23 protein-coding genes and 1 pseudogene are annotated in these 22,974 nt (G+C 72.2%); 6 read left to right on the top strand and 18 right to left on the bottom strand.

Going from position 1 to position 22,974, the window contains the following annotated elements:
- Nucleotides 1-68 precede the first annotated feature (68 nt).
- From KME75_RS25130 to KME75_RS25120, 3 genes are all read left to right on the top strand, one after another.
- Nucleotides 69-1,640, top strand: coding sequence for an amidohydrolase (locus KME75_RS25130; RefSeq protein ID WP_372452655.1), 1,572 nt, complete (start codon nucleotides 69-71; stop codon nucleotides 1,638-1,640).
- 178 nt (nucleotides 1,641-1,818) lie between these two features.
- Nucleotides 1,819-3,159: a zinc-binding metallopeptidase family protein gene (locus tag KME75_RS25125; RefSeq protein ID WP_219417344.1), complete on the top strand. Its 1,341-nt coding sequence runs from the start codon at nucleotides 1,819-1,821 to the stop codon at nucleotides 3,157-3,159.
- 50 nt (nucleotides 3,160-3,209) lie between these two features.
- Nucleotides 3,210-3,674 (top strand): Lrp/AsnC family transcriptional regulator, encoded by a 465-nt coding sequence (locus KME75_RS25120; protein ID WP_219417343.1) that lies wholly within the window; start codon nucleotides 3,210-3,212, stop codon nucleotides 3,672-3,674.
- Between the two features lie 63 nt (nucleotides 3,675-3,737).
- On the opposite strand, the gene KME75_RS25115 is transcribed toward KME75_RS25120, so the two are convergent.
- From KME75_RS25115 to KME75_RS25075, 9 genes are read right to left on the bottom strand one after another with little or no spacing between them, the layout of a single operon-like run.
- Nucleotides 3,738-5,276 carry an aminobutyraldehyde dehydrogenase gene (locus tag KME75_RS25115; RefSeq protein WP_246632790.1) on the bottom strand — a complete coding sequence of 513 codons (1,539 nt, stop codon included), beginning with the start codon at nucleotides 5,274-5,276 and terminating at the stop codon, nucleotides 3,738-3,740.
- A gap of 24 nt (nucleotides 5,277-5,300) precedes the next feature.
- Entirely contained in the window at nucleotides 5,301-5,765 is a 465-nt protein-coding gene (locus KME75_RS25110) for a DUF3237 domain-containing protein (protein WP_219417342.1), read from the bottom strand.
- A 35-nt stretch (nucleotides 5,766-5,800) separates the two neighbouring features.
- The gene (locus tag KME75_RS25105; protein WP_219417341.1) at nucleotides 5,801-7,411 is read right to left on the bottom strand and encodes a CocE/NonD family hydrolase; all 1,611 of its coding nucleotides are present in this window, start codon (nucleotides 7,409-7,411) and stop codon (nucleotides 5,801-5,803) included.
- Between the two features lie 17 nt (nucleotides 7,412-7,428).
- Nucleotides 7,429-8,832 (bottom strand): NAD(P)/FAD-dependent oxidoreductase, encoded by a 1,404-nt coding sequence (locus KME75_RS25100; RefSeq protein WP_219417340.1) that lies wholly within the window; start codon nucleotides 8,830-8,832, stop codon nucleotides 7,429-7,431.
- On the bottom strand, nucleotides 8,829-9,629 hold the full coding sequence (locus KME75_RS25095; protein WP_219417339.1) for an ABC transporter ATP-binding protein: 801 nt from the start codon (nucleotides 9,627-9,629) through the stop codon (nucleotides 8,829-8,831). Before KME75_RS25095 ends, KME75_RS25100 begins: the two co-directional genes overlap by 4 nt.
- A complete protein-coding gene (locus KME75_RS25090; protein ID WP_219417338.1) occupies nucleotides 9,626-10,633 on the bottom strand; it encodes an ABC transporter ATP-binding protein in 1,008 nt (335 codons plus the stop codon). The genes KME75_RS25095 and KME75_RS25090 overlap by 4 nt, the downstream gene beginning before the upstream one ends.
- Nucleotides 10,630-11,499, bottom strand: coding sequence for an ABC transporter permease (locus KME75_RS25085; RefSeq protein ID WP_219417337.1), 870 nt, complete (start codon nucleotides 11,497-11,499; stop codon nucleotides 10,630-10,632). Before KME75_RS25085 ends, KME75_RS25090 begins: the two co-directional genes overlap by 4 nt.
- A complete protein-coding gene (locus KME75_RS25080; RefSeq protein WP_219417336.1) occupies nucleotides 11,496-12,452 on the bottom strand; it encodes an ABC transporter permease in 957 nt (318 codons plus the stop codon). The genes KME75_RS25085 and KME75_RS25080 overlap by 4 nt, the downstream gene beginning before the upstream one ends.
- 17 nt (nucleotides 12,453-12,469) lie before the next feature.
- Nucleotides 12,470-14,125, bottom strand: coding sequence for an ABC transporter substrate-binding protein (locus tag KME75_RS25075; protein ID WP_219417335.1), 1,656 nt, complete (start codon nucleotides 14,123-14,125; stop codon nucleotides 12,470-12,472).
- A gap of 224 nt (nucleotides 14,126-14,349) precedes the next feature.
- Here KME75_RS25075 and KME75_RS25070 point away from each other — a divergent pair.
- Nucleotides 14,350-14,505, top strand: a pseudogene (locus tag KME75_RS25070) (AsnC family transcriptional regulator); the annotation flags it as partial.
- Nucleotides 14,506-14,695: 190 nt separating this feature from the next.
- Complete coding sequence (locus KME75_RS25065; RefSeq protein WP_219417334.1) at nucleotides 14,696-16,132, top strand: amidase; 1,437 nt, start codon at nucleotides 14,696-14,698, stop codon at nucleotides 16,130-16,132.
- Between the two features lie 59 nt (nucleotides 16,133-16,191).
- Here KME75_RS25065 and KME75_RS25060 read toward each other — a convergent pair whose 3' ends face one another.
- The 3 genes from KME75_RS25060 to KME75_RS25050 form a co-directional block, all read right to left on the bottom strand.
- Nucleotides 16,192-16,596, bottom strand: a complete 405-nt coding sequence (locus tag KME75_RS25060; RefSeq protein WP_219417333.1) for a helix-turn-helix domain-containing protein — start codon at nucleotides 16,594-16,596, stop codon at nucleotides 16,192-16,194.
- A gap of 430 nt (nucleotides 16,597-17,026) precedes the next feature.
- A complete protein-coding gene (locus KME75_RS25055) occupies nucleotides 17,027-17,323 on the bottom strand; it encodes a hypothetical protein (protein WP_219417332.1) in 297 nt (98 codons plus the stop codon).
- A 110-nt stretch (nucleotides 17,324-17,433) separates the two neighbouring features.
- Nucleotides 17,434-17,874: an Hsp20/alpha crystallin family protein gene (locus KME75_RS25050; protein WP_219417331.1), complete on the bottom strand. Its 441-nt coding sequence runs from the start codon at nucleotides 17,872-17,874 to the stop codon at nucleotides 17,434-17,436.
- Nucleotides 17,875-18,058: 184 nt separating this feature from the next.
- Between KME75_RS25050 and KME75_RS25045 the strand changes: the two genes are divergently transcribed.
- Entirely contained in the window at nucleotides 18,059-18,502 is a 444-nt protein-coding gene (locus KME75_RS25045) for a hypothetical protein (protein ID WP_246632789.1), read from the top strand.
- A gap of 251 nt (nucleotides 18,503-18,753) precedes the next feature.
- Here the strand turns inward: KME75_RS25045 and KME75_RS25040 are convergent, their stop codons facing one another.
- The 6 genes from KME75_RS25040 to KME75_RS25015 form a co-directional block, all read right to left on the bottom strand.
- Nucleotides 18,754-19,401, bottom strand: a complete 648-nt coding sequence (locus KME75_RS25040) for a dihydrofolate reductase family protein (RefSeq protein ID WP_219417330.1) — start codon at nucleotides 19,399-19,401, stop codon at nucleotides 18,754-18,756.
- Nucleotides 19,398-19,991, bottom strand: coding sequence for a dihydrofolate reductase family protein (locus KME75_RS25035; protein WP_308283052.1), 594 nt, complete (start codon nucleotides 19,989-19,991; stop codon nucleotides 19,398-19,400). The genes KME75_RS25040 and KME75_RS25035 overlap by 4 nt, the downstream gene beginning before the upstream one ends.
- A 174-nt stretch (nucleotides 19,992-20,165) precedes the next feature.
- Nucleotides 20,166-20,372 (bottom strand): dihydrofolate reductase family protein, encoded by a 207-nt coding sequence (locus tag KME75_RS43600; protein ID WP_246632788.1) that lies wholly within the window; start codon nucleotides 20,370-20,372, stop codon nucleotides 20,166-20,168.
- A gap of 407 nt (nucleotides 20,373-20,779) precedes the next feature.
- A complete protein-coding gene (locus tag KME75_RS25025; RefSeq protein ID WP_219417329.1) occupies nucleotides 20,780-21,304 on the bottom strand; it encodes a class F sortase in 525 nt (174 codons plus the stop codon).
- A 173-nt stretch (nucleotides 21,305-21,477) separates the two neighbouring features.
- Nucleotides 21,478-22,272 carry a GVDTG sorting domain-containing protein gene (locus tag KME75_RS25020; RefSeq protein ID WP_219417328.1) on the bottom strand — a complete coding sequence of 265 codons (795 nt, stop codon included), beginning with the start codon at nucleotides 22,270-22,272 and terminating at the stop codon, nucleotides 21,478-21,480.
- Between the two features lie 246 nt (nucleotides 22,273-22,518).
- The coding region (locus KME75_RS25015; protein ID WP_504739523.1) for a beta-xylosidase family glycoside hydrolase at nucleotides 22,519-22,974 on the bottom strand (456 nt) is incomplete at its 5' end.

The following is a 22,974-nucleotide window of genomic DNA, read 5'->3' as shown; positions in this document are numbered from 1 at the left end:
CCCCCCGCACCACCTTCCGAGAGGACGATGTGCCCGAGTTCGTGATCATCAACGCCGACGTCCGCACGATGGATGACTCCCGCCCGCACGCCGACGCGGTCGCCGTGCGCGACGGCCGCATCCTCGCCGTCGGCAGGCGCGAGGAGGTGCGCGCGAGCGCACCGCACGCCGGGGAGATCGACGCCGGCGGGCGCAGCGTGCTGCCCGGGTTCGTCGACCCGCACAACCACCTGCTGTCCACCGCCGAGTCCATCGCCGCGGTCAACGTCCGCAGTCCCGGCGTGTCCAGCGTGGCCGCGCTCGTCGAGGCGATCGCGAAGCAGGCCGCGGTGACGCCCGCGGGCCAGTGGATCCGGGCGTTCGGCATGGACGACGCGAAGTACCCCGAGGGCCGGGCCACCCGGTCGCGCCTCGACGAGGCGACCACCGAACACCCGGTGATCATCTACCACGTCTCCGGCCACCAGGCGGCGGTGAACTCCGCGGCGCTGCGCCTGGCCGGCGTGGCCGAGACGGTGGCCGACCCCGCGGGCGGCTCGTTCCTGCGCGACGAAGCAGGCCGGCTCACCGGGATGGTCACCGACTCCGCGATGGAGCTGCTGCTGCCACTGGCCGTGGACGTCGGCTGTCACGGCCCGAACTTCCACACCGACCTGCCCGGCGAGCAGCTGCTGGGCTGGCTGGCCGACGCCGGCCGGCACTACCTGTCCGCCGGCGTGACCACGGTGTGCGACCCGCAGGTCTCCCGGCGGGAGCTGATGGTCTACCGCGCGGCACGCAGCGTCCGAAGCCTGCCGGTGCGCACGGTCTGCATGCCGCTGTCGCACCAGCTCGACGGGCTCACCGCGCTCGGGCTCGCCGGACCGTTCGGGGACGACTGGCTGCGGCTGGGCGCGATGAAGTTCTACTGCGACGGCACGCTGCTCGGCGGCACCGCGCTGTTCAGCACCCCTTACGGCGAGCGCGGGCAGTTCACCGGCAGTTGCTACTGGCAGCCCGAGCAGTTGATCGCGCTGCTGCGGAGGGCGTCCGAGGCCGGCTGGCAGGTGGCCGTGCACACCCAGGGCGACCTCGCGATGCAGTACACGGTGGACGCGATCACCGAGGCGGTCCGGGTGGGCGGGGACGACCCGCGGCCCCGGATCGAGCACTGCGGCCACCCCACCCGGGAGCACGTGCGGCGCTTCGCCGATCTGGGCGTGATCCCGGTCAACCAGCCGAACTTCCTGTACGACAGCGGCACCGACTTCCTGCGCAGGCTGGGGCCCGAGCGGGCGCACCGCCTGCAGCCCGTCCGCGAGGAGCTCGACGCGGGGTTGCGCCCCGTGCTCTCCAGCGACTCGTTCGTGTCCAGTCTCCGTCCGATGGAGACCGTGGCGAACGCGGTGCTGCGCCGCACGCGCGAGGGCACGGAGATCGGCGCCGAGCAGGCGATGACGCTGGACGAAGCGCTGCGCGCGCACACCCTCGACGCCGCCCATGCGCTGCGGATGGAGGACAGCATCGGGTCACTGGTGCCCGGGAAGCTCGCCGATCTGGTCGTGCTCGACGCCGACCTGCGCCGCACCGGCGACCACGAGCTCCGCGGCATCGACGCCTGGCTCACCGTGCTCGACGGCGAGATCGTGCACCAGGCGTGAACGACTCCGCGAAGCGCGACGCGTGGCGGTGGGTCGACGACCACCGTGGCGAGCTGTCCACCTGGCACCGCACGATCTGGGAGTTCGCCGAGCCGGCCTGGCGGGAGTACCGGTCGGCGGCCTGGTACGTGGATCTGCTCCGCCGGGAGGGGTTCGAGGTCGAGGAGGGCAGCGGCGCATGCCCACCGCCTTCTCCGCGACCTGGAGCGGCGGGGACGGCCCGACACTGCTCACCTACGCCGAGTACGACGCCGTTCCGGGCAACAGCCAGGCCGCCACCATCGGCGAGGGGCCGCGGCCGGGCACCGACGGGTGCGCGGCCGGGCACACCGATCCCCATTCCGCGCTGGGGATCAGCACTCTCGGGGCCGTGCTGGCGACGAAGACCGCCATGCAACGCCACGGGATCGGCGGCACCCTGCGCTACACCGGCGAGCCCGCGGAGAAGGTGCAGGGGTCGAAGGTCGTGCACGGGCTGCGCGGCTACTACGACGGAGTGGACGGGATCGTCAGCTTCCACCCGTTCTACCTGCTCCCGCTGTGCAACACCGTCCGCTGGGACACCCACTGCGGCGCGTACTCCAGTCGGATCTACACCTTCCGCTGCGATCAGCCGGAGGACTGGGGACTCGCCGACCCGGGTAGCCCCATCCCGGCGTCGCATTCCGCGGCCCGTGCCCCGGGCGCCAACGCCGCATTGATGACGATGTACACGCTCACCAAGACCACGCAGGACGCGATGGCCCCGGCGTTCGGCGGGTGGTCGCTCTCCGAGGCGATCCTCGCCGCCGGGCAGTCCACCGCGGACAACCTGCCGGCCCGGATGGCGCGGATCCAGTACTCCTGGCGCTGCCCCGACCTCGCCACCGCCGACCAGGTGCTGCGCGTGCTCGACACCAACGCCGAGGCCGCCGCCCGCACAGCGCACTGCACTCTCGAGACCCGATGGGTGGCGCGCAACCGGCCAGGCCTCGCCAACCACACGCTCGCCACCGCGACCTACCACAACCTCGAGCTGGTCGGCGCACCCCGCTACGGCGCCGACGCCGTCGTCACGGCCCGCGCGATCCAGCGGTCCCTCGGGCTAGCGCCCACCGAACGCCCGTTCCTCGACGAGACCGAACAGCTGATCCCGCCGCGGCACGCCGAGCACCGGCTGCGCCGCGTCCTCCCACCGGCGCAGTCCCACTGGACCTCCGACGACTACGTCGAGATGACGTGGTACTCACCCACCGTTCGGCTCTACGTGGCGCGGCCGGCCCTCGCACCCCGGCCGGACGGCCGCCCCCACCCGAGCTGGGCGATGAACGCGATGGGCGGGATCGCGGCCACCATCGACCCGACGATCATGTGCGCCGCCAAGACGATCGCCCGAACATTGCTCGATCTGCTCCGCGACCCCGCGACGATGGCGAACGCCCGTGCGGAGTTCGAGCGCAGGCGCGCGCACGGGCCGGTGGAAGCGTTGCTGCCCTCGGACTTCACCGCGCCGCACGACCACGGCTGGCCGACCTGCTGACCGACCCGGCCACGTTGCCCCGGTCCGGCGGAACTGGCGAGGATGGCGACATGACGCGCGGCCAGAACGCCCAGCTCGACGAGATCTCCAAGGCGATCATCGAGCAGCTGCAGCACGACGGCCGCAAACCGTATGCCGCGATCGGCAAAGCGGTCGGCCTGTCGGAGGCGGCCGTGCGCCAGCGGGTGATGCGCCTCACCGAGGCCGGGATCATGCAGATCGTCGCGGTGACCGATCCGCTGCAGGTGGGGTTCGCCCGCCAGGCGATGATCGGCATCCGGGCGGAGGGCGACAGCGAGCAGGTCGGGGCGAAGCTGGCCGAGATGCCGGAGATCGAGTACGTCGTCATCACCGCCGGGTCCTTCGACCTGCTCGTCGAGGTGGTCGCGGAGAACGACGACCAGCTGCTCGAGGTCCTCAACAGGCGGATCCGGGCGATCCCGGAAGTGCGCTCGACCGAGACCTTCGTCTACCTGAAGCTGCTGAAGCAGACCTACCAGTGGGGCACCCGATGACCTCCGGAGCTGCCGGCACAGGGAGGAACAGCAGCAAGCCACCCCACAGGGCGTGGGAGACGGTCACGGTCTGCTCCCGGGCGACGGGGCGGTTCTCCTCACCGGAGCGCGGTCACCTGGTCCGGAACACGGTGTCCTGCCACTCCTTGTGGGCCCGGCCGGTGATGTCGGACATGACGTGTTTGACCTGGGTGTACTCCTCGAAGGAGTACACCGACCTGTCCTTGCCGTAGCCGGAGCCTTCGTCCCGCCGTGCGGCATATCCGAGATGATCGGGATGTGGTCGTTGATCCACACGGTCCCGGCGGCCAGGGCCCGGCTCGCCCGCTGGGCCCGGTAGACATCCCGGGTCCACGCCGACGCGGCCAGCCCGAACGGCACGTCGTCGGCCAGCCGCATGGCCTCGTCGTCGGTGTCGAACGGCAGGGCGACCAGGACCGGCCCGAAGACCTCCTCCTGCACGATCTCGCTGCGCTGGTCGGCCCCGACGAGCAACGTCGGCTCGTAGAAGGCGCCGCGCGCGAGCGCACCACCGGGCGCCCGGCCACCGGTCCGGACCTTGGCGCCCGCGCGCACGGCCCGGTCCACCATCCCGGCGACCTTGTCGCGCTGCCGGAACGACACCAGGGGCCCCTGGTCGGTGTCCTCGTCGGCCGGCGCCCCCAGCCGCACCGACGCCATCAGGTCGGCGACGCCCGCGACGAACTCGTCGAACACGGACCGGTGGACGTAGGCGCGGGTGGCGGCCGTGCAGTCCTGCCCCGAGTTGATCAGGGAGCCGGCCACCGCGCCCCGGATGGCGGCGGGGAGGTCCGCGTCGTCGAAGACGACGAACGGCGCCTTGCCGCCGAGTTCCAGGTGCAGCCGCGTGCCGTTGCCGGCGGCCAGCGCGGCGATGTGCCGTCCGACCGCGGTGGAACCGGTGAACGAGGTCATGGCGATCCTCGTGCTCGTCACGAGCGCCTCACCGGTCACCGGGCCCGGCCCGTTCACGACGTTCACCACGCCGTCGGGGACGCCGGCCCGCGTGCAGGCCTCGGCCAGCATCAGGGTGGTCAGCGGTGTGTTCTCCGCAGGCTTGAGGACGACGGTGTTCCCCGCGGCGACGGCCGGGAGCACCTTCCACACCGCCATCTGCAGGGGGTAGTTCCACGGGGCGATCGAGCCGACGACGCCGATCGGCTCCCGGCGGACGGCCGACGTGTGCGTTCCCGAGTACTCGGCGGCCGCCATCCCGTCGAGGCGGCGGGCCGCGCCGGCGAAGAAGGCGACGTTGTCGATCGAGCCGGGGACGTCGAACTGCCGGCTGAGCCGGATCGGCTTGCCCGCCTGCGCCGTCTCCGCCTGCGCGAGCTCCTCGGCCATCCGGTCGAGCTCGGCGGCGAGCGCGTGCAGCACGGTGGAGCGTTCGGCGGGGGTCGCGCCCGCCCACGCGGGGAACGCGGCCGCCGCGGCGTCGATCGCGCGCTCGACCGTCGCCGGGCTGTCGGCGCGGTAGGTCCACAGCGTCGCGCCGGTGGACGGATCGATGACGTCGATCTCGTCGCCGTCACCGGAGCCGAGGACGCCGACGATGGCGTTGCTGCCTTCGGGAAGTCGCATGTCTCCTCGCACCTTCAGAACGGGTCAGGCCAGCTCGAAGAACCGGATGCACACCTTCCGGTCCTCGTCGCGGGCCATCCCGACGAAGACCTTCGCCGTGAGCCAGGCGTGTGCGGGCGCGTCGGTCTGGAACTGCGGGAAGGTCCGGTAGTAGTACTCGCGCTCGTCGACGCGCTCGCCCGCGAGCAGCCGCTGCTCGATCCCGGGATCCGCCTGGAAGACGCCGCGGTTGTGGATGTCGATGACGCCGCCGTCGTCCGCGCGCAGCAGGTAGCGGGCGTCGAGGATCGTCTCCGTGCCGCGGGTGACCGACCAGTCCCCGCCGTAGGGCAGCACCTCCCCGGTGAGGCGCGGGCCCGTGACGACGCCACCCGTGATCGGGGTGAACCACAGCTCCTCCTGCAGTCCCCTGCCGATCCGCAGGGGCTCGGCGATCTCGACGCGGGCCTCGAAGGCGAACGTCAGCTGGGGTTCGAGCAGATCGGTCATTGTTTCCTCCGCGGTCGGGGTGGTCGGGCGGTCGGTCATCGTCGGGTCAGGTACAGCCGGCCGGCCCGCGGTCCGCCGAGCTGCACCGTCTGCTCGGAGACCCGGAACACCTCGGCCTCCCAGGGGTCGGAGCCGTCCCCCGGTTCGAGCACGTAGTCCGGGAAGTCGCTGCTCATCAGCTGCAGGGCCAGCCGGTGGCCGGTGCGGAGCCGGTAGGAGATGGACAGCAGGTCCACGCACACCGGACGGTCGGCCGGGACCTCCGGCAGGTGCACCTGGCCCTTCGTGACGAGGTGGTGGGTGCCGTCGGGGCCCACGTCCAGCAGCCGGGCATGGAGGTTCGCGACGTGGACGGTGCTCTCCAGGAACACCTCGACGCGGACCGGGCCCGCGTAGTCGATCGGGTCCGCGCAGACCGGTCCCTCGGCGTGGAGAACGTCGGGCCGGGTGGCGATGTCGGACAGGTCGCGCCACCCGGTGAGCCGGGCGAACGGGTCGGCCGCGACCGAGGGGACGGGACGGTCCGGGTCGTGCCGCCAGGACGCGGTGGCGGGAGCGCCGGCCCGTTCGGTCAGCTCCGGACCGCCGTCCCCGCCGCTCAGGAACAGCGCCTCCGCGCGGGCGTCCGGGGGTGGCCACGCCGGCGCCTCGCGGGTCTCCCCGTGGCAGGTTTCGTGGACGACCGCGGGCAGCGCGGACACGTCGCCGCGATCTCTGACGACCACGTCGAAGAAGTCCAGTGCCGGGGCGAGGATCCGGTCGAGGTCCGGCCGGCCGTCCGAGAACTCGTGGATGCGCTCGTCGAAGTGGCCGTTCTCGTGGTCGACGGCCTCCAGCCGCAGGCGCACCGACCGGCCCCAGCGTTCGTGGGCCAGCAGCTCCCGGAGGTCGTGCCAGGAGTAGATCGCGCAGTTGTCGAAGAGCCCGACCGTGAACAGCGTCGGCACCGCAGGGGCGTCGAGCAGCGACTCGAGGCTCGGGCCGGCGAACCGGGACTGCCGGGGGAACTCCGCGTCGAAGTTCACCGAGCGGGTGCCGAGCTCGGCGAAGAACCGCTCGAAGGGTGCGCGCAGCGGCCGCGCCGTCCAGTCCATCGGCCACTCGTAGGCGTTCCGGTCCACGTACCAGCCGGCGAAGTAGCGCTTGCGGGCGGTCGCCTCGACGTCCCTGCTGCCGTCGGCGTAGGTCACCTCCTGCGCCAGCCGGGTGCCGGTCAGCCGCGGGGAGATCGCCTTGAGGGCCGGGTGCCCGCTCGCGGCAGCCGCCAGCTGCGTCATCCCGAAGTAGGAGTCGCCCCACATCGCGACGGCACCGGTGCACCAGGGCTGAGCGGCGACCCACTCGACGGTGTCGTACCCGTCGTCGACCTCGTGCACGCCGAACTCGGTGGCCCCGCCGGAGCGGAACTTCCCCCGCACGTCCTGGACGACCACCGCGTACCCGCGCTCCGTGATGTACCGGGCGATGTCGGGCATGAAGCAGTACGCGCCGTCCTTGTCGTACGGGAGCCGGACGAGGACCACCGGCTGCGCCTGCGGGGCGGGCGCGTAGACGTCCGCGGCCAGCTCGACGCCGTCGCGCATCGGGATCGCGACCTCGACGGCGTCCGGCGGCACGGGGCCGGGACGCACGGCGGTGATCTGCATGTTGCACTCCTCGGAAGTCACGAGTCGAACCCGACACCGAGCCGGTCCAGGGTGCGCAGCCACAGGTTCCGGCGGCCGGCGTGGTCGGCCCGGGCCAGCGACCAGCGGGTGAGCTGGATGCCGAGCCAGGCGAACGGCTCGGGCGGGAACGGCAGCGGCTTGCGCCGGACCATCTCCAGCGCCGTCCGTTCGGTCCGCCGCCCCTCGAGCTGGTCCAGCATCACCTCGGCCGCAAACCGGGACGCGCCCACGCCGAGCCCGGTGAACCCCATCGCGTAGACGAGGCGCCCGCGCAGCGCCGAGCCGAAGAAGGCGCAGAACCGGGTGCAGGTGTCGACGACCCCGCCCCACCGATGGCTGAAGCGGACGCCCGCGAGCTGGGGGAAGGTCTCGGCGAAGTGCTGCGCCAGCACCCGGTGGGTCGGGCGGCGGTCGTCCAGGCCCGCGTCGATCCGGCGCCCGAAGTGGTAGACCGCGTCATACCCGCCCCAGAGGATGCGGTTGTCGCTGGTCAGCCGGTAGTAGTGGAACCGGTTGCCGGAGTCGGCGACCCCCTGGCGGCCCCGCCACCCGATGGATGCCAACTGGTCGTCGGTAAGGGGCTCGGTGGCGAGCACGTAGTCATAGACCGGCACGGTGTAGTGCCGTAGCCGGGCGAGCAGGGGCCGGAACGCGTTGGTGGCGAGCACGACCTGCGCCGCGGTCAGCGTGCCGGACGGCGTCCGGACCGTGACCCGTCCCCCGCGGGCGCGGACGGCCTCGGCCGGGGTGTGCTCGACGATGCGGACGCCGAGCGACTCGGCGGCGGCCGCGAGGCCCCAGGCCAGCCGGGCCGGGTCCACGATCGCGCAGTCGTCGCGGTCCCAGCGTCCGGCGAGGTAGGTGGGCGAGTCCACCAGCTCCCGGACCTGCTCGGCGTCCAGGAACCCGGATCGCTCGGGGTCGAGCCCGGCGACCTCGTGGGCCCGGGTGGCCACGGTCAGCATCCCGGTGCGCCGGAAGTCGCAGTTGATCCCGTAGCGCTCCACGGTCTGCGCGATGAGCTCGAGGTTCTCCCGCCCGAGGCGCTCCAGCGTCGCGAACTCCGCGGGCCACCGTTCGCGGCCGTTGCCCTCCCCGTGGGTCAGGCTCGCCTCGCAGAACCCGCCGTTGCGCCCGGTCGCGTGGTCGGCGAGCCGGCCGGCCTCCAGCAGCACGACGGCGCGGTCCGGACGGCGCTCCTTCGCCAGCAGCGCGGTCCACAGCCCGGTGAAGCCGCCGCCGACGATGACGAGGTCGGTGTCAGTGTCGCCGTCCAGGGCGGGTCGCGGCGCGGGCCGGTCCGGCGTGTCCAGCCACAACGGCACCGTCGAGGCCCGATCGAGGGCAGCGTCGATCCCCGCGTCGATCCCCGCGTCGATCCCGGCGTCGGTCCCCTTCACGCCAGCTCCCGCTTCGCGCGCGCCACCCGCGCCGGGTCCCAGCCCGGAGCCGGCACCGAGTCCAGCAGGAGCCGCGTGTACGGATGCTGCGGCGAGCGCAGGACGTCCTCCGTGCCGCCGGACTCGACCACTCGACCGCTGCGCATCACGATGGCGGACTCGGTGATGTGGCGGATCACCGCGAGGTCGTGGCTCACGAAGACGTAGGAGATCCCGGTCTCCCGGCGGACCTCGTCGAGCAGGGCGAGGACCTGTGCCTGGATGGAGACGTCCAGCGCGGCCACCGCCTCGTCGAGGACGAGCACCTTCGGTTCGATGCCGAGGGCACGGGCGATGGCGGCGCGCTGCCGCTGTCCTCCGGACAGCTCCTTCGGGAGTGACCGGGCGTTGCGGGCGCTCAGCCCGACCTGGTCGAGCAGTTCGGCGACGCGGCGCTCGCGTCGCGCGGAGTCGAGTCCGAAGTGCAGCCGCAGTGGCTCGGCGATGGACTGTTCGATCGTCTGGCGTGGGTCGAACGACAGGTAGGGGTCCTGGAAGATCATCTGGATCTTGCGGGCCAGCGCGCGCCGTCGCCGCCGTCCCGAGCGCTCCCCGAGCACCTCGCCGTCGAGCAGGACCTCCCCGGACGTCGCCTGCTCGAGTCCGACGAGGATCCGGGCGGTCGTCGTCTTGCCCGAGCCGGACTCCCCGACGATCCCGAGCGAGGATCCCGGGGCGACCGCGAACGTCACGTCGTCCACGGCGGTGAAGCGCCCGAACGTCTTGCACAGGCCGCTGACCGACAGGACCGGGGTCATGGGCGCTCCTTCCCGGGGCGAATACAGGCCACGTCCGCACGGCCGCGCGGGCGCAGGGCCGGCACCTCCGCGCCACACGCCTCGACGGCCTTCGGGCACCGATCCCGGAACGCACAGCCCGTCGGCGCCTCGGCCAGTGCCAGGGGCCGGCCGGGAATCGCGCGGATCGCGCCACGCGGGCCGTGCAGATCGGGGCTGGCCGCGAGCAGCGCGGCCGTGTAGGGGTGCGTCGGCGACCGGAACAGGGACCCGCTCTCCGCGTGCTCGACGATGCGACCGGCGTACATGACGTAGATCCGGTCGCAGATCGCGGAGGCGAGCCCGAGGTCGTGCGTCACGAAGATCAGCCCGGTCCCGTGTGCCTCCTGCAGCGAGGTCAGCAGCCCGATCACCTCGGCCTGGGTGGTGACGTCCAGGGCCGTGGTGGGCTCGTCGGCCAGCAGCAGCCGCGGGCGGGTCGACAGCGCGCCGGCGATCATCACGCGCTGCAGCATCCCCCCGGAGAACTCGTGCGGGAACTGCCGGACGGCTCGGGCGGGTTCCGGGATGCCGACCTGTTCCAGCAGGTCGACCGCCCTCGCCCGGGCCTCGCCCCGGCGCACTCCCGACGCGCGCAGCCCTTCGGTGAGGTAGTCCCCGATCCGCCGCACCGGGTTGATGGACGCCCGCGGGTCCTGGAAGATCATCGAGGCCTTCGCCCGACGGACGGTGCGCAGCTGCGCCGTGGACGCGGAGAGGGCGTCGATGCCGTCGACCACGACCCGTCCGGTGGCCGACGACCGCCGCGGGAGCATGCCGAGAGCCGTCCGGATCGTCAGGGACTTGCCGGAGCCCGACTCCCCGACCAGCCCGACGGTCTCCCCCGGCCGCACCGTCAGCGACACGTCCGCCAGCAGCGGCACCGGCCCGCGGTCCGACCGGACGGAGAGGCTCAGCCCCTCCACGGCCAGGACCGGTGCGGCGACGTCGACGGTGACGGGTGCCCGCATACCGGTGCCGGTCATGAGCGGCCTCCTTCGGTACGGCCGATCGTGCTGCCGAGGTGCTCATCCAGCACGTTGACGGCCACGACGGTGAGCAGGACCGCGATGCCCGGGGCGACCGCGCTCCACGGCAGGCCCTGCAGGATCGCCGGCTGGGCCTGGCTGATCATCGAGCCCCAGTCGGACTGCGGGGGCCGGACTCCGAGGCCGAGGAAGGACAGCGTCGCCAGGTCCACCAGCGCGTACCCGAAGGAGAGCGCCGACTGGGCGGCCAGCACCGGCGTCAGGTTCGGGAGGATGTGCCGCACGGTCACGAAGAACCGGCCGAAGCCCATCACCTGGTAGCTGTCGACATAGGGCCGCGCGGCCTCCTGCAGCGCCACGCTGCGGACGACCCGCCCCAGGAACGGGGTGTAGCTCACCGCGAGGGCGCACATCGGCGCGGCCAGCCCGGGGCCGAAGACCGCGACCGCGAGCATGGCCAGCAACAGGCCGGGGAAGGCGAAGACGATGTCCATCCCGCGGGACAGGAGGACGTCGAGCCACCCCGGCCCCCGGGCCGCCGCGAGCCCGATGACCACACCGCCGACGGTGGACAGCAGGACCACGCCCAGCGGTGCGAGCAGGGAGAGCCGCGCCCCGTACATGATCCGGGACAGGACGTCGCGCCCGGTGGAGTCGGTGCCCAGGACGTGGCCGGGTGAGCCGGGAGGGAGCAGGGAGTCGGTCAGGCTGGTGGCGGTGGGCGAGTGCGGCGCCAGCACCGGCGCGAGCACCGCCACGACGACGACACACACCAGGAAGCCGCTCGCGAGGACGACGCCGGCCGGGTGGCGCCGGACCAGCCGGACGCGCCGGGCCCGCAGCGCGGGGACGGTCAAGGTCATCGGAACAGCTCCTTCCGGACCCGCGGGTCGACGACCGGCAGCAGGAGATCCACCACCGTGCTCACCACCACGAAGAGCGCGACGGCGATGAGGGAGATGGCCTGGACGACCGGGAAGTCCTGCCGGGCGACCGAGGCCACCAGGAACGACCCGATGCCGTTCAGCCCGAAGGCGGTCTCCACCACCGCGGTGCCGACGAAGAGGCCGGCGATCAGCAGCCCGACGAGCGTCAGGATCGGCCCGAGCGAGTTCCGGACCACGTGGCGACGGACGATGGTCCCTTGGCCGACACCCCGGCTGCGGGCCACCTCGACGTGCTCGCGCCGGAGCTGCTCCATGAACGTGGCCTGCGCCACCCGGGCGAGGACGCCGAAGGCCGCGAGCGCCATGGCCAGTGCGGGCAGGGTCAGGTGCCACAGCCGGTCCAGGAACCCCTCCCCCGCACCCGCCACCGGGAACCAGCCCAGCTGCACGGCGAACACCGTCAGCAGGACGACCACCGCGACGAAGGGGGGCGTCGCGGCGGCGCCACTCGTCAGCACCGTCGCCATCCGCGCCACGACCCCGCCCCGGACGGCCCCGACCACCGCGACCGAGAGCCCCAGCACGACGGTCAGGACCGCCGAGTAGCCGATGAGGAAGGCCGACACGGGCAGCCGGCTCGCCAGCAGCGCGGTGACGGCGTCCTGGTAGACCGACGAGGTCCCGAGGTCCAGCCGGAGCACGTCCGCGACCCAGCCCAGGTACCCCGCGACGAACGACTCGTCCAGGCCGTGGGTCTCCCGGAGCGCGGCGAGCTGCTCGGGCGTCAGCCTCCGCCCGGCCGCCAGGGTGGCCGCCGGGTCCCCCGGGACCAGCCGGAGCGCGGCGTAGACCACCACCGAGGCGATCACGAGGGTGAGGAGCGCACCGAGGAGGCGCCGGGCGAGCCACGACACGATCGAGTGCGACATCGTGCTGTCCCGTCCGGTCACGGCCCGCCGAGCTCGGCGAGCCACGGCGTGTACAGGTAGCTCTGCCGCGGCACCAGGCCGGTCAGCTCGGGGCCGTAGTAGACCGACGTGGCGGGCGAGACGATCGGGATGACGATGCCCTCATCGAGGATGAGGGCCTGCGCCTGCGTCACCAGTTCCGCGCGCCGGGCGTCGTCGACGGTCGCCAACGCCTGCCCGATGAGCTGGTCGTACTCCGGGTTGCTCCAGCCGGCGAAGTTGTAGAAGTTGCCGGTGGTGAAGAACTGGTAGTAGGCCAGCGGCTCGGGGAAGTCGAGGTAGCCGAGCGAGAGCAGCGCGTCGAAGCCCTGCCGTGCCGCGGGAGAGGCGAACGCGGCTCCGAACTCGGCCGCGGTGAGCGGCTGCAGCTGCACGTTCATCCCCGCCTGGTTCGCCGCGTCGGCGATGGCGGTCGCCGCCCGGCTCTCCTCGTCGGAGCCGGCGAAGTAGGCGAGCACGAGCTCCTCGGCGGCGCGCGGCGTCTGCGCCACCAGTTCCGCGACGCGGTCGAGGTTCTGGGTCGGCTCGGGCAACGACGTGTAGGCCTGTTGGTACGTCGCCTCCGCATAGCCGTACGCCGACGGGGGCACCAGCGCGCGCAGCGGGGCGGCGATCCCCCGGTACACGGCCTCGCTGATCCCCTGATAGTCGACGGCGGCCCGGAGGGCGGCCCGGACGGCGGGGTCTCCCATCGGCCCCGACAGGTCGGTCCCCGAGATGAAGACCGTCTGGAGGCTCTCGCCGAAGAGCAGGTTGCCGGTCGCCGCCAGCTGGTCGAAGGCCGACGTCGGGATGATCCACTGGCCGTCGGTCTCGCCGCTGCGCAGGGCGGCGATCTGGGCAGCGGGGTCCGTGGTGAAGGTGAAGGTCACCGAGCCGACCTTCGGAGCGGCCTGCTCGTTCCACCAGTCGTCGTTGCGGGTCAGCTCGATGCTCTGCCCCTGGTTCCAGCCGGAGAACTCGTAGGGGCCGGTACACATCACCCCGGTGCCGGCCTTGCCGAAGTCGGCCCCGGCCTGCTCGGTGAAGGCCCGCTCCACGACCGCGAACGCCGGCAGCGCGAAGAAGTTCTCCACCAGCGGATCAGGCCGCGTCAGCGTCAGGGTGACCGTGTTCTCCGAGGTCGCCGTGACCGACTCGAGGTTGGCCGCCCACGCCGCCCACGGCGAGGCGAGCACCGGATCCAGGATGCGGGTGATGCTGAAGACGACGTCCTCCGCCGTCACCGGGTTGCCGTTCCAGAACGTCGCACCCTCCCGGAGGGTGAAGACGTAGGTCAGCGGGTCGGGATGCTCGACCGCCTCCGCCAGCGCCGGTCGGAGCTCGTAGTCCCGGTCGTAGACGAACAGCGCCTCGCACATGTTGCCGACGACGGAGCTGATGTTCTCCAGCGCGGACTGTGCGGGGTCGAGCGTCGGCGGTTCACCGGTGGCGAGGTTCCACGTCAGGTTCTCGACCGGGGTCGTCGCCGCGGCCACCTCGGTCGTGATCTCCGCGCGGAACGCGGGGGTGCCGGCGGTGGAGCCGCCGGCGCCGCTGGAGCAAGCGGCGAGCGGCACTGCCGACAGAAGCGCCGCGGCGATGACGGCCCGGCGTCGGGACGCCCGGCCGTTGATGCCGACGATGAAGCCCATCGAGGTCTCCGCTCGTGAGGGGATCGGACCAGAGGGTCGGTCGATGCAAGGGTTTCTAGCGTCCGATGCGCCCCATTGCAAGGGATCCTGTTGATTCTCAGCATCTGGACGACGGAGACTGCGGCGGCAAGCCGGGAGGAAGCGGCGCCTGCCCAACCCGCGCAACGGACGCTCCGTGCGGTCGGCTCGACCTGCCGCGTCGAGATCGGGCGAGGCCGGAAAGGATGATCGGCATGACGCGCGGCCGGAACGAGAGCCTCGACGAGATATCGAAGGCGATCATCGAGCAACTGCAGCACGACGGCCGCAAGCCCTACGCCGCCATCGGCAAGGTGGTCGGCCTCTCCGAGGCTGCCGTCCGCCAGCGCGTGCTGCGGCTCAGACCTACCAGTGGGGCACCCGCTGACGGCCGCGCTCGTGCCCGTATCGCAGGTTTCTTGTCATTCGGGCCGACATTCTGTGTAGGGTGCTCCCGCAGCCGACGGACTGCAGCTCTGTCCGCCCGGCCCGGCCGACCAGGTTCGCCGGACCGGTGCCCCTCCGCACGCTGTCATCCCTCCGAGGAGTGTCATGACCGACGCAACCATGCCCTCCCCCAGCGATCCGCTCTGGCGCTGGTCCGCCACCCGGCTCGCTCGTGCGATCGCCGCCCGGGAGATCTCCTCGCGCGAGGCCGTCACCAGCTGCCTCGAGCGCATCGAGCAGGTCAACCCCGTGCTCAACGCGCTCGTCGACGTCTCGGCGGACGAGGCGCTCGAGGCCGCCGACGTCGCGGACCGGATGGTCGCGCAGGGCCGCGCGCTGGGCCCGCTGCACGGGGTGCCGACGTCCATGAAGGTCAACACGGACGAGGCGGGGAAGGCCACGACCAACGGCGTGGTCGCGCACGCCGACGCGATCGCGCACGCCGACAGCGCGACCGCGGCCAACCTGCGCCGCGCCGGCGCCGTTCTGGTGGGCCGCAGCAACGTCCCGGCGTTCTCCTTCCGATGGATCACCGACAACGAGTTGCACGGCCGCACGCTCAACCCCTGGGACGCGACGCGCACGCCGGGCGGCTCCAGCGGCGGCGCCTCCGCCGCGGTGGCCGGCGGGATGGTCCCCGTCGCCCACGGCAACGACATCGGTGGGTCGATCCGCTACCCCGCCTACGCCTGCGGGATAACCGGCCTGCGGCCGAGCGCCGGGCGGATCGCCTCGTCCGGGGTCGAGGGGCTGGACCTGCCGGTGTCGGCCTACCTGTTCGCCGTCGAGGGTCCGCTCGCCCGCTCCGTCGACGACCTGCGGCTGGCCTACCAGGGCATGCTCGGCCACGACCCCCGCGACCCCTTCTACGCGCACGGCGCCGCCGCACCGGTCTCCCGGCACGCCCGCCGGGTGGGGCTGCTGCGCACCGTCGGCGTGGCCGACCCGACCCCCGAGGTCGACGCGGCGCTGGACCAGGCGGCCGAAGCCCTGCGCAGCGCCGGCTACGAGGTCGACGAGATCGAGCTGCCGTTGCTCGCCGAGGCCTACCGGCTGTGGTACCTGCTCGCCGTCGAGGAGATCCGCCAGATCAAGCCGATGTTGGACTCGCTCGGCGGCAAGAGCCTGCAGATCGCCCTGGAGGGCACGTTCGCCTGCGCCGAGGACTGGTGGGGCCCGGCGCCGACCCTCGCCGACTTCATCGCGGGCTACGCCCGGCGCAACAGCCTGATCGTCCAGCTGGCGACCTTCATGGAGGAGTACCCCCTGGTACTGCTGCCTGTCTCGGCGGAGCAGGCCTTCGAGCAGGACGCCGACCTCGCCGGTGTGGAGCGCGCCCGCCGGCTCGCGGCGGCCCAGTGGTCACAGATGGCGATCCCGCTGCTGGGCTTCCCCGCGCTCGCCGTACCGACGGGAGTGGCCGGTGGACTGCCGACCGGCGTGCAGCTGCTCGGTCGCCGTTTCGACGAGGCGGCCTTGTTCGACGCCGGAGCCGCGATCGAGGCACGCGTGGGGGTGTTCACGCCGATCGACCCCCGATAGCCCGGTCCGCCGGGGCCTTCGCCGCCCACGCCGCGACCGCCAGGTGTGGGAATCGGGCTTCAGGCGGATGCAGGATCAGTGGCGGTGGCGCTTCGTCTGCCGGAGGAGTCGCCCTGGATCCGGCTCAGCCGCCCACGCGCCTGGTCCCGCTCCGTACGAGCTTGATCTCGCTCCGTACGAGCTTGGTCTCGCTCGTCGCGGGCGCGGCCGAGGTCATCCTCGAGGGCGAGGATCTGCGCTGCCGACGCCAAGCTGTGGCCCTGGTCGAACAACTCCCGCATCCGCGTGGCCCGCGCGAGCTGACGACGCGAGTAGCGGCGGTGGCCACCACCGGAGCGCTCCGGCTGCACCACCCCCGCCGCGTCCAGGCTGCGCAGGAACGCCGGTTGCACCTCGAGCAGCTCCGCTGCCTGGCCGATCGACAGTGCCGGATAGTCCTCGTCCTCGAGCCGCTCGACTCCCATCTGCCACCCCCTCTCCTCGCCCCGCTGCCACGCACGAAACTTGCGCTGAACAGTATACGTTTGTTGCACCATGAGGGGTTGGTAGCGGCCCGGCATCCGTGCTCTGCGGGCGACGGGCACGAGCTCCGACCGAGATCGGCGCAGCGGGCGGCCCCGCCGGGCAGGGAGGGGACTGCCCGGCGGGGCCGCGCTCGTGGAACGGTCTCCGGAAGGGAGATCCGTGTTCTGTCGAACAGGTCAAGGCCCCGAGGATGGGGAGCTCCGGTCGGCCACCTGGTATCCGCGTACGCCGTGCCGGCGTGAGGGCGAGATGCCGTGCGGCACTCACGGCTGCGGTCGCCCAGTTCCTGACCACGGCGGCCGATCCGGAGCACCCCCGCTCCGAGCCTGCGGACTGCGTCGATCGATCACCTCCTGTCCGAGCCGGTCGTCAGTCGTCGGGACGCCGCGGCGGGGGACTGCGCTGCCGGGCCTGGTGCTCGCCCGGCCTACCGGGGAATGCCCACGCCCTGCCGGTGGCCGCGGCGACGGCACCCCCGGGTGTCTCCGCCGGCGGTTGGTCAACCCCCTGCAGCGGCCCCGACCGGCGCGGCGGGTGCCGGGACCGCTGCGCGCGCCCGGCCGGGAAGTTCGCGGCAATGATCGCGTCGAACTCGATTCGCAGCAGCTCGGCATCAGCGGCGACGACGGCAGCGAAGGCCGCACCGGTGGCTGTGTCCTTCGCCATCGGCCCGACCGCCGCCGCCGGGGCGACGCGCCGGGTTGCTGCTCCGTCGAGTGGTAACTGATCATGAGTCATGCCGCCACCCCCGTTCCGGGAGCGAGGGAGAACCTGTTTCAGGCGTTGATCTGCCTCGGCGCACTGCCGCCGCCGCTGATGGCGATCTTGCGCGGCTTGGCCTTCTCGGCGACCGGGATCCGCAGGGTCAGCACCCCAGCGTCGTAGGTGGCGTCGATGTGCTCGGTGTCGAGGGTGTCGCCCAGGAACAGCTGCCGGGAGAACACCCCCAGCGGCCGCTCGGCCACCTGCATCTCCACGTGCTCATTGGTCGCCACCGGGCGCCGCTCGGCCTTGACCGTCAGCACGTTGCGCTCCACGTCCAGCTCGATCGCCTCCGGGTCCACCCCAGGCAGATCGAAGTTGACGACGAACTGCTCACCGTCGCGGTAGGCGTCCATGAGCACCGCGGTGGGCCGGGACCAGGTGCCCGGTCCACTGCCGAACACCTGCTGCGTCAGCCGGTCCAGCTCACGGAACGGATCGGTGCGCATCAGCATCGCTTGCCAGCTCCTCTCATGATCGACGACAGCTCGGCGATGCAATCGGAGCAGTCAGGTGGTGACCCGGACCACTCCGATAGCTACGATGGTAGCTAGAGGTTTGTTGGACTGCAAGTGGCACTTCACCTGCCAGTGTGACTACAGGAGGCGACCCGATCGCTCGCGACGCGAGGAGGGACGGATGAGCTTGACCAACGTGTGGCTGCAGACGCTGGGCGACGGACTGGTCCGCGCCGACCAGGTGGCCGGGATCGATGCCCACCAGACGCGGGCGCTCAGCGGAAAGCCGTCGCGGTGGCTGCTCGACGTGGTGCTACCGACGTCGACGGGTAGCGGCACCCGAGAGGGCTGGGGGATCAGCGCCCTGCACCGAACCCTGCTCCAGACTGTCGAAGATCCCGGCGAGGCTCCCGCCGCGCTGGCACGGCTGCTCGCCCAACTCGACCTGATCAGCGCCGCGGGCGTGATCGCGACCGGCCGGGAAGACCGCAAGGCAGCCACCGAAGCGCGAGATGCCGCATCCCAGGCAGACGGGCTGGTCGCCGGGTCCAGCGTCGTGCGGTTCCGGTTCGTTCCCTTCTCCAGCCCGGCCCCCGGCCACCACACCGGCCCCGAGTACCTCTGACCGCCGAGCGGCCCACCCGAAGACGTAGCGCGCCTGAGCTTCGACCGCTGCTGGACGTGGATGCGGTCGCCGCTCAGGCGATCCTCGACGTCCAGTGGCCGTGCGGACCCACCCGAGCCGGCCGCCGAGTGGCGAACAGGGCCCCGATGAGGCCGGCGGACGGCACACCTGGCAGCCCGAGGGCAACGCGGGCGAGGGCGGACCAGGCGTGCTCTGCCGACGCCACCACAGCCTCGCGCCCGGCCGGCGCGTCACGAGGAATCAGCAGGCTCACCACCGGGCCGGATGTTGTTCGCGTCGCTGTTGGAATGGTCGGTCGGGTGCGCCATACGGGGACGCACCCGGTATCGGAGATGCGTCACGTCCCGCGCCTCCAGTCGCCGCACCAGTTCGAGTTCGATGTGGTCGGGGCCGAGCGAGTCGAACAGACGCCGCCCTCCGCCGAGCAGCACCGGCACGAGATGGATCTCCATCTCGTCGAGCAGCCCTGCCCGCAGCAGCGCCTGCGCCGCGCCGGCACCGTGCACCATCACGGCACGATCGCCCGCTGCGGCCCGGGCCTGCTCGGCGCAGCCTTCGACGTCGGTGACGAACTGCGCGCTGCCCGGCGGAACATCTCCGCCGTCGATGCGACGGGTGAGGACGAAGATCGGTACACCGTCGTGGTGATCGCCCTGCCAGCGCCCGGCCAGGTCGAAGGTGCGCCGCCCGGAGATCACCGCACCTGTCGCCATGAGCTCGCGGAACACCTGTCCGTTCCGACCATCGGACATCCGACCGTCGAGCCAGTTGAACAGCCGCCCGCCCTCGCGGCCGAGCTCCTGACCCTCACGGTCGTCCAGTCCGGCGATGAAGCCGTCGAGGGACATGGACATGTAAAGCCGGATCGGCGGGTTCATGCGTACTGCACCTCGTAACGGAGATGCAGCGCCCTGGGCGACTCGAGCGTCCGGACCGGCTCGAGCTCGATGTGGTCGGGCCCGAGACCGTCGAAAAGCCGTCGTCCCCGGCCGAACAGGACCGGGACCAGCTGGATCTCCAGCACGTCCAGCACGCGTGCCCGCAGGCATTCCTGTGCCGTGTTGGCGCCGTGCAGCATGACGTCGCGGTCCCCGGCAGCTGCTTTCGCCTGCGCGACGCACGACTCGATGCCGTCGGTCACGAAGCGGACGTCACCGAGGGGAGTGGCCGTGGGTGCTCGATGCGTCGGGACGAAGATCGGCACGCCGTCGTGATGGTCGCCGCCCCAGTAGTCGACGAAGTCTCCGGTGCGTCTGCCGGTGATCACGGCACCGGTCGACATCAGCTCGTCGAACACCGTCCGACCCGGTTCGTCACTCGGCCGGAAACCGCTGACGCCTTCTCCACCGTTGCCCAGCCACTCGTGCAGCCGGTGCCCGTCGGTACCCAACGGATTGTCCTTGTCGTCCCCGGGGCCGGCGATGAAACCGTCGAGGGACATGGACATGTACAGCACAACTCGTGACACGAGGTCCTCCGATCACGACCGGTTCCCGGTCGAGAGCCCACGGCTCTGGCGTGCCTGCGCAGCCCGGTGGCGGGGACGGGGTTCGAAGGCTACTGCGGGATCGCCCTCGCCTCGGTGAACACGGTGTTCCCGTCGGCCGCGCACGTCGAGTTCTGTTCGCCGCGGATGGACTGATCAACTCTGTGCGACGTCGTACACGAGGTGCGTCACACGGTCCCCGCGGATGATCTGCGAAGGGTTGTCGAGCAGGATCGGATCGGCCGGCGGGCCCATCGCGAAGAACGGGCGGCCCGAGCCGAACACCACGGGGACGAGGTTGACGACGATCTGGTCGATGAGTCCGAGCCGCAGAGCCTGGCCTCCGATCTCGCCGCCGGCCACGTCGACGACCCGGTCGCCGGCGTAGTCCCGAGCCGCGCTGATGGCAGCCTCGATGCCGTCGACGAACGTGAACGGCGCCGTGCCGGCATGCTCCAGTTCGCCGGCGGTTCATGGGTGACCACGACGACGTGCTCGCCTGCAGCAGGTCCGCCGTTCCAGCCGTTCGTGAGGTCGAACAGCCGCCGGCCGATGATGACGACGGCGATGTCGCGGTAGTGGGCGCGCATGAAGTCGGTCGTCGCCTGCGTGGTTCGGCACCCGTCGTCAGCGCTGGGGAAGGACCAGCTGACGTCTCCGTTGCCGTACCAGTCGAGGAGCAGGCCCGACCCCGTCGTGGTCGTCGGCGATGAAGCCGTCCAGCGACACCGTGCGGTCCGCCCAGGTTCGCCGGCCGTCCTGCCGTGCACTCACGAGGCCGACGAGCCGACGAGCTCCGCGTAGGCGACCACGTTGTCCCGGTAGCTGTCCGCGCCCTCGTCGAACTCGCCGCCGCAGGTGATCAGGCGCAGGCCCGCGTGATCGATCGTGCCGTAGACCTGCTCGGTCGGGAACGCGCCCTTGGGGTACCGGTCGACGCCGGAGACCCGGAACTCGGCCGTGCTGCCGTCCGCACGCGCGACGAACACCGCGTCTCCGGGTTGCAGGTCGCGCAGGTCGTGGAACGGCCCGAGCGCCCCTTTCCAGTCGACGTGCGCGGCCAGAATCGCGGGGCCGAGCGACCCCGGCGGCGGAGCGCCCGTGTACCAGCCGACCGGCTCGGCGTCCGCCGGAACCTCCATCGACCCGTCCGGCTGCAGACCCAGGGGCACGAGCTCCGAGGTCCGCAACCCCAGCGCCGGGATCTCGAGCCCCACCGGCTCGGACTTCGCCAGCACGGGCCCGTCGATCAGCTCCGGGCGCCCGGGCCCGGGCGCAGGAGGCTTGCTGCTCACGGCAGCCGGTGCGGCCCGGCCACTCGCCTGGCCGCCCTCCCTGCCGCTGTCCCGGCCCGAATCCGGTTCCGCCGCCGAGCAGCCACCCAGCACGACGGCCGCGCAGCAGGCCCCCGCCACCACCGCCCACGCAGGGCGGTGGCGACGGGTTCCGGAAGGTGCCGGATCGACCATCAGCGCTCCTGGCCGGCCCGCCTGCGCCAGACCGCGACGCCGCCGGCGCCGAGCAGTGCGGCACCGCCGACCACCGCCAGCGCGGCCGCACCGGCACCGTCGTCCGCGGCGCTGCCGTCACCGGTCTCGACGCCGCCGTCCGGCATGGTCGCCGCCGCGGCGCCCGCGACCATGCCGCAGGTCGCCGGGAAGGTCCCCTCGGCCGGCACGCCGTCGAGGCCCAGCGACATCGCCAGCGGCGACTCACCCAGCCCGTCGAGGTCGTACATGCCGTTGCCGTTCACGTCGATGCCGTGCTGCACGATGTGCAGGTTCGCGAGCTGCTCCAACGTGCCATCGGGCAGCATCCCCGCCGGGATCGTCCGCTCGTACGTCAGGTTGCCGCTGTCGTCGGCCACCGGGAACCGGTCGAGCGCCAGGCCGCTGGCGGCCGTGGTGTCGCCCTCCGTGGTCAGCGAGATCTGGATGTCGCCGTAGGCCGGCAGTCCCTCGACGGTGCTGACGAAGCCGTCGCCGTCGGAGTCGGCCGACGCGGGCGGGCACATGAAGTCGGTTCCGTCGAACCCGCCGTGCAGGTGCTGCGCGTGCGGCGCGCCCGGCACCAGGCCGCTGCTCTCGACCTGCACCCGCAGCCCACCGTCAGAGGTGGGAGTGAGGGTCGCCGTGCCGCTCGCGCCCGAGTTGTTGAGCGCGTCGAGTTGGATCTGCACGCTCTCCTGGGCCGACGCGGTGCCGGGGACGAGCAGTGGTAGCGCGACCGCGGCGCCGAGCGCCCACAGCTTGTTGAGCTTCATGGATGTCCTCCTCGAACTCGATCGGGTGCACCCGTGGTTGGAAGCATCCGAGGAGCCAGTTCGGAAGCCATGTGTGCCGCACATCACAGCCGGACGATGTTTGACGACCCGCCATCGCCACGACCTGCGAGAAGGCCGGACGAGCGAGCGTGTCGAGCCATCCGCCGTCACGCGATCGCAAGGTTCGGCCGGGTCTGCCGGCCGTCGTCGAACGACGTGCGGCGCATCGCGTCCTCCTGGGATCGGTCAGAGAACGGCGGCGGGGTCGTCGGCGCCCGCGTAGGCGAACGACCGGACGACGAGCTCGCCGCGCGCGCACCAGACGCCGACCATCCGACCGGTCATGCCCCCGGCGACCTCGGTGGACAGGTAGCGGCCGTCCAGCCGGCCGAGCTCGGCGAAACGCCCGTCCGGCCGGACGAGCCCGGCGAGCACGACGTCGGGCCCGGTGGACGTCGCGGAGAAATGCCCCTCGGCCGGCGCGGCCCGCACCTCCAGGACGACGTCCGCGCCTGCGGCGACGGCGGTCTCCCCCAGCACGGAGCGCAGCGCCCCGACCTGGGCCACCGCCCGCACCCGCTCGCCGTCCACCTCGAGGTCGAGGTGGTGGCGGGCGTCCATCCGCACCGACAGCCCGCCCACCCCGTCCCCCGCCGCCACAGTGGCCCGGGCGCGGGCGACCAGGTGCTCCTGCCGCCTGCC

This window comes from Pseudonocardia nigra (assembly GCF_019396355.1).
Classification (GTDB): Bacteria; Actinomycetota; Actinomycetes; order Mycobacteriales; family Pseudonocardiaceae; genus Pseudonocardia; species Pseudonocardia nigra.
The sequence above is the reverse complement of the archived record's forward strand: the minus strand, read 5'-3'. Positions and strand labels throughout refer to the sequence as shown.

Excerpts from the sequence above, each read along its gene's own strand:
- KME75_RS25130 (WP_372452655.1), top strand. The coding sequence starts at position 69 with ATGGATGACTCCCGCCCGCACGCCGACGCGGTCGCCGTGCGCGACGGC.
- KME75_RS25125 (WP_219417344.1), top strand. The coding sequence starts at position 1,819 with ATGCCCACCGCCTTCTCCGCGACCTGGAGCGGCGGGGACGGCCCGACA.
- KME75_RS25120 (WP_219417343.1), top strand. The coding sequence starts at position 3,210 with ATGACGCGCGGCCAGAACGCCCAGCTCGACGAGATCTCCAAGGCGATC.
- KME75_RS25115 (WP_246632790.1), bottom strand. The coding sequence starts at position 5,276 with ATGCGACTTCCCGAAGGCAGCAACGCCATCGTCGGCGTCCTCGGCTCC.
- KME75_RS25110 (WP_219417342.1), bottom strand. The coding sequence starts at position 5,765 with ATGACCGATCTGCTCGAACCCCAGCTGACGTTCGCCTTCGAGGCCCGC.
- KME75_RS25105 (WP_219417341.1), bottom strand. The coding sequence starts at position 7,411 with ATGCAGATCACCGCCGTGCGTCCCGGCCCCGTGCCGCCGGACGCCGTC.
- KME75_RS25095 (WP_219417339.1), bottom strand. The coding sequence starts at position 9,629 with ATGACCCCGGTCCTGTCGGTCAGCGGCCTGTGCAAGACGTTCGGGCGC.
- KME75_RS25090 (WP_219417338.1), bottom strand. The coding sequence starts at position 10,633 with ATGACCGGCACCGGTATGCGGGCACCCGTCACCGTCGACGTCGCCGCA.
- KME75_RS25085 (WP_219417337.1), bottom strand. The coding sequence starts at position 11,499 with ATGACCTTGACCGTCCCCGCGCTGCGGGCCCGGCGCGTCCGGCTGGTC.
- KME75_RS25080 (WP_219417336.1), bottom strand. The coding sequence starts at position 12,452 with ATGTCGCACTCGATCGTGTCGTGGCTCGCCCGGCGCCTCCTCGGTGCG.
- KME75_RS25075 (WP_219417335.1), bottom strand. The coding sequence starts at position 14,125 with ATGGGCTTCATCGTCGGCATCAACGGCCGGGCGTCCCGACGCCGGGCC.
- KME75_RS25065 (WP_219417334.1), top strand. The coding sequence starts at position 14,696 with ATGACCGACGCAACCATGCCCTCCCCCAGCGATCCGCTCTGGCGCTGG.
- KME75_RS25060 (WP_219417333.1), bottom strand. The coding sequence starts at position 16,596 with ATGGGAGTCGAGCGGCTCGAGGACGAGGACTATCCGGCACTGTCGATC.
- KME75_RS25055 (WP_219417332.1), bottom strand. The coding sequence starts at position 17,323 with ATGGCGAAGGACACAGCCACCGGTGCGGCCTTCGCTGCCGTCGTCGCC.
- KME75_RS25050 (WP_219417331.1), bottom strand. The coding sequence starts at position 17,874 with ATGCTGATGCGCACCGATCCGTTCCGTGAGCTGGACCGGCTGACGCAG.
- KME75_RS25045 (WP_246632789.1), top strand. The coding sequence starts at position 18,059 with ATGAGCTTGACCAACGTGTGGCTGCAGACGCTGGGCGACGGACTGGTC.
- KME75_RS25040 (WP_219417330.1), bottom strand. The coding sequence starts at position 19,401 with ATGAACCCGCCGATCCGGCTTTACATGTCCATGTCCCTCGACGGCTTC.
- KME75_RS25020 (WP_219417328.1), bottom strand. The coding sequence starts at position 22,272 with ATGAAGCTCAACAAGCTGTGGGCGCTCGGCGCCGCGGTCGCGCTACCA.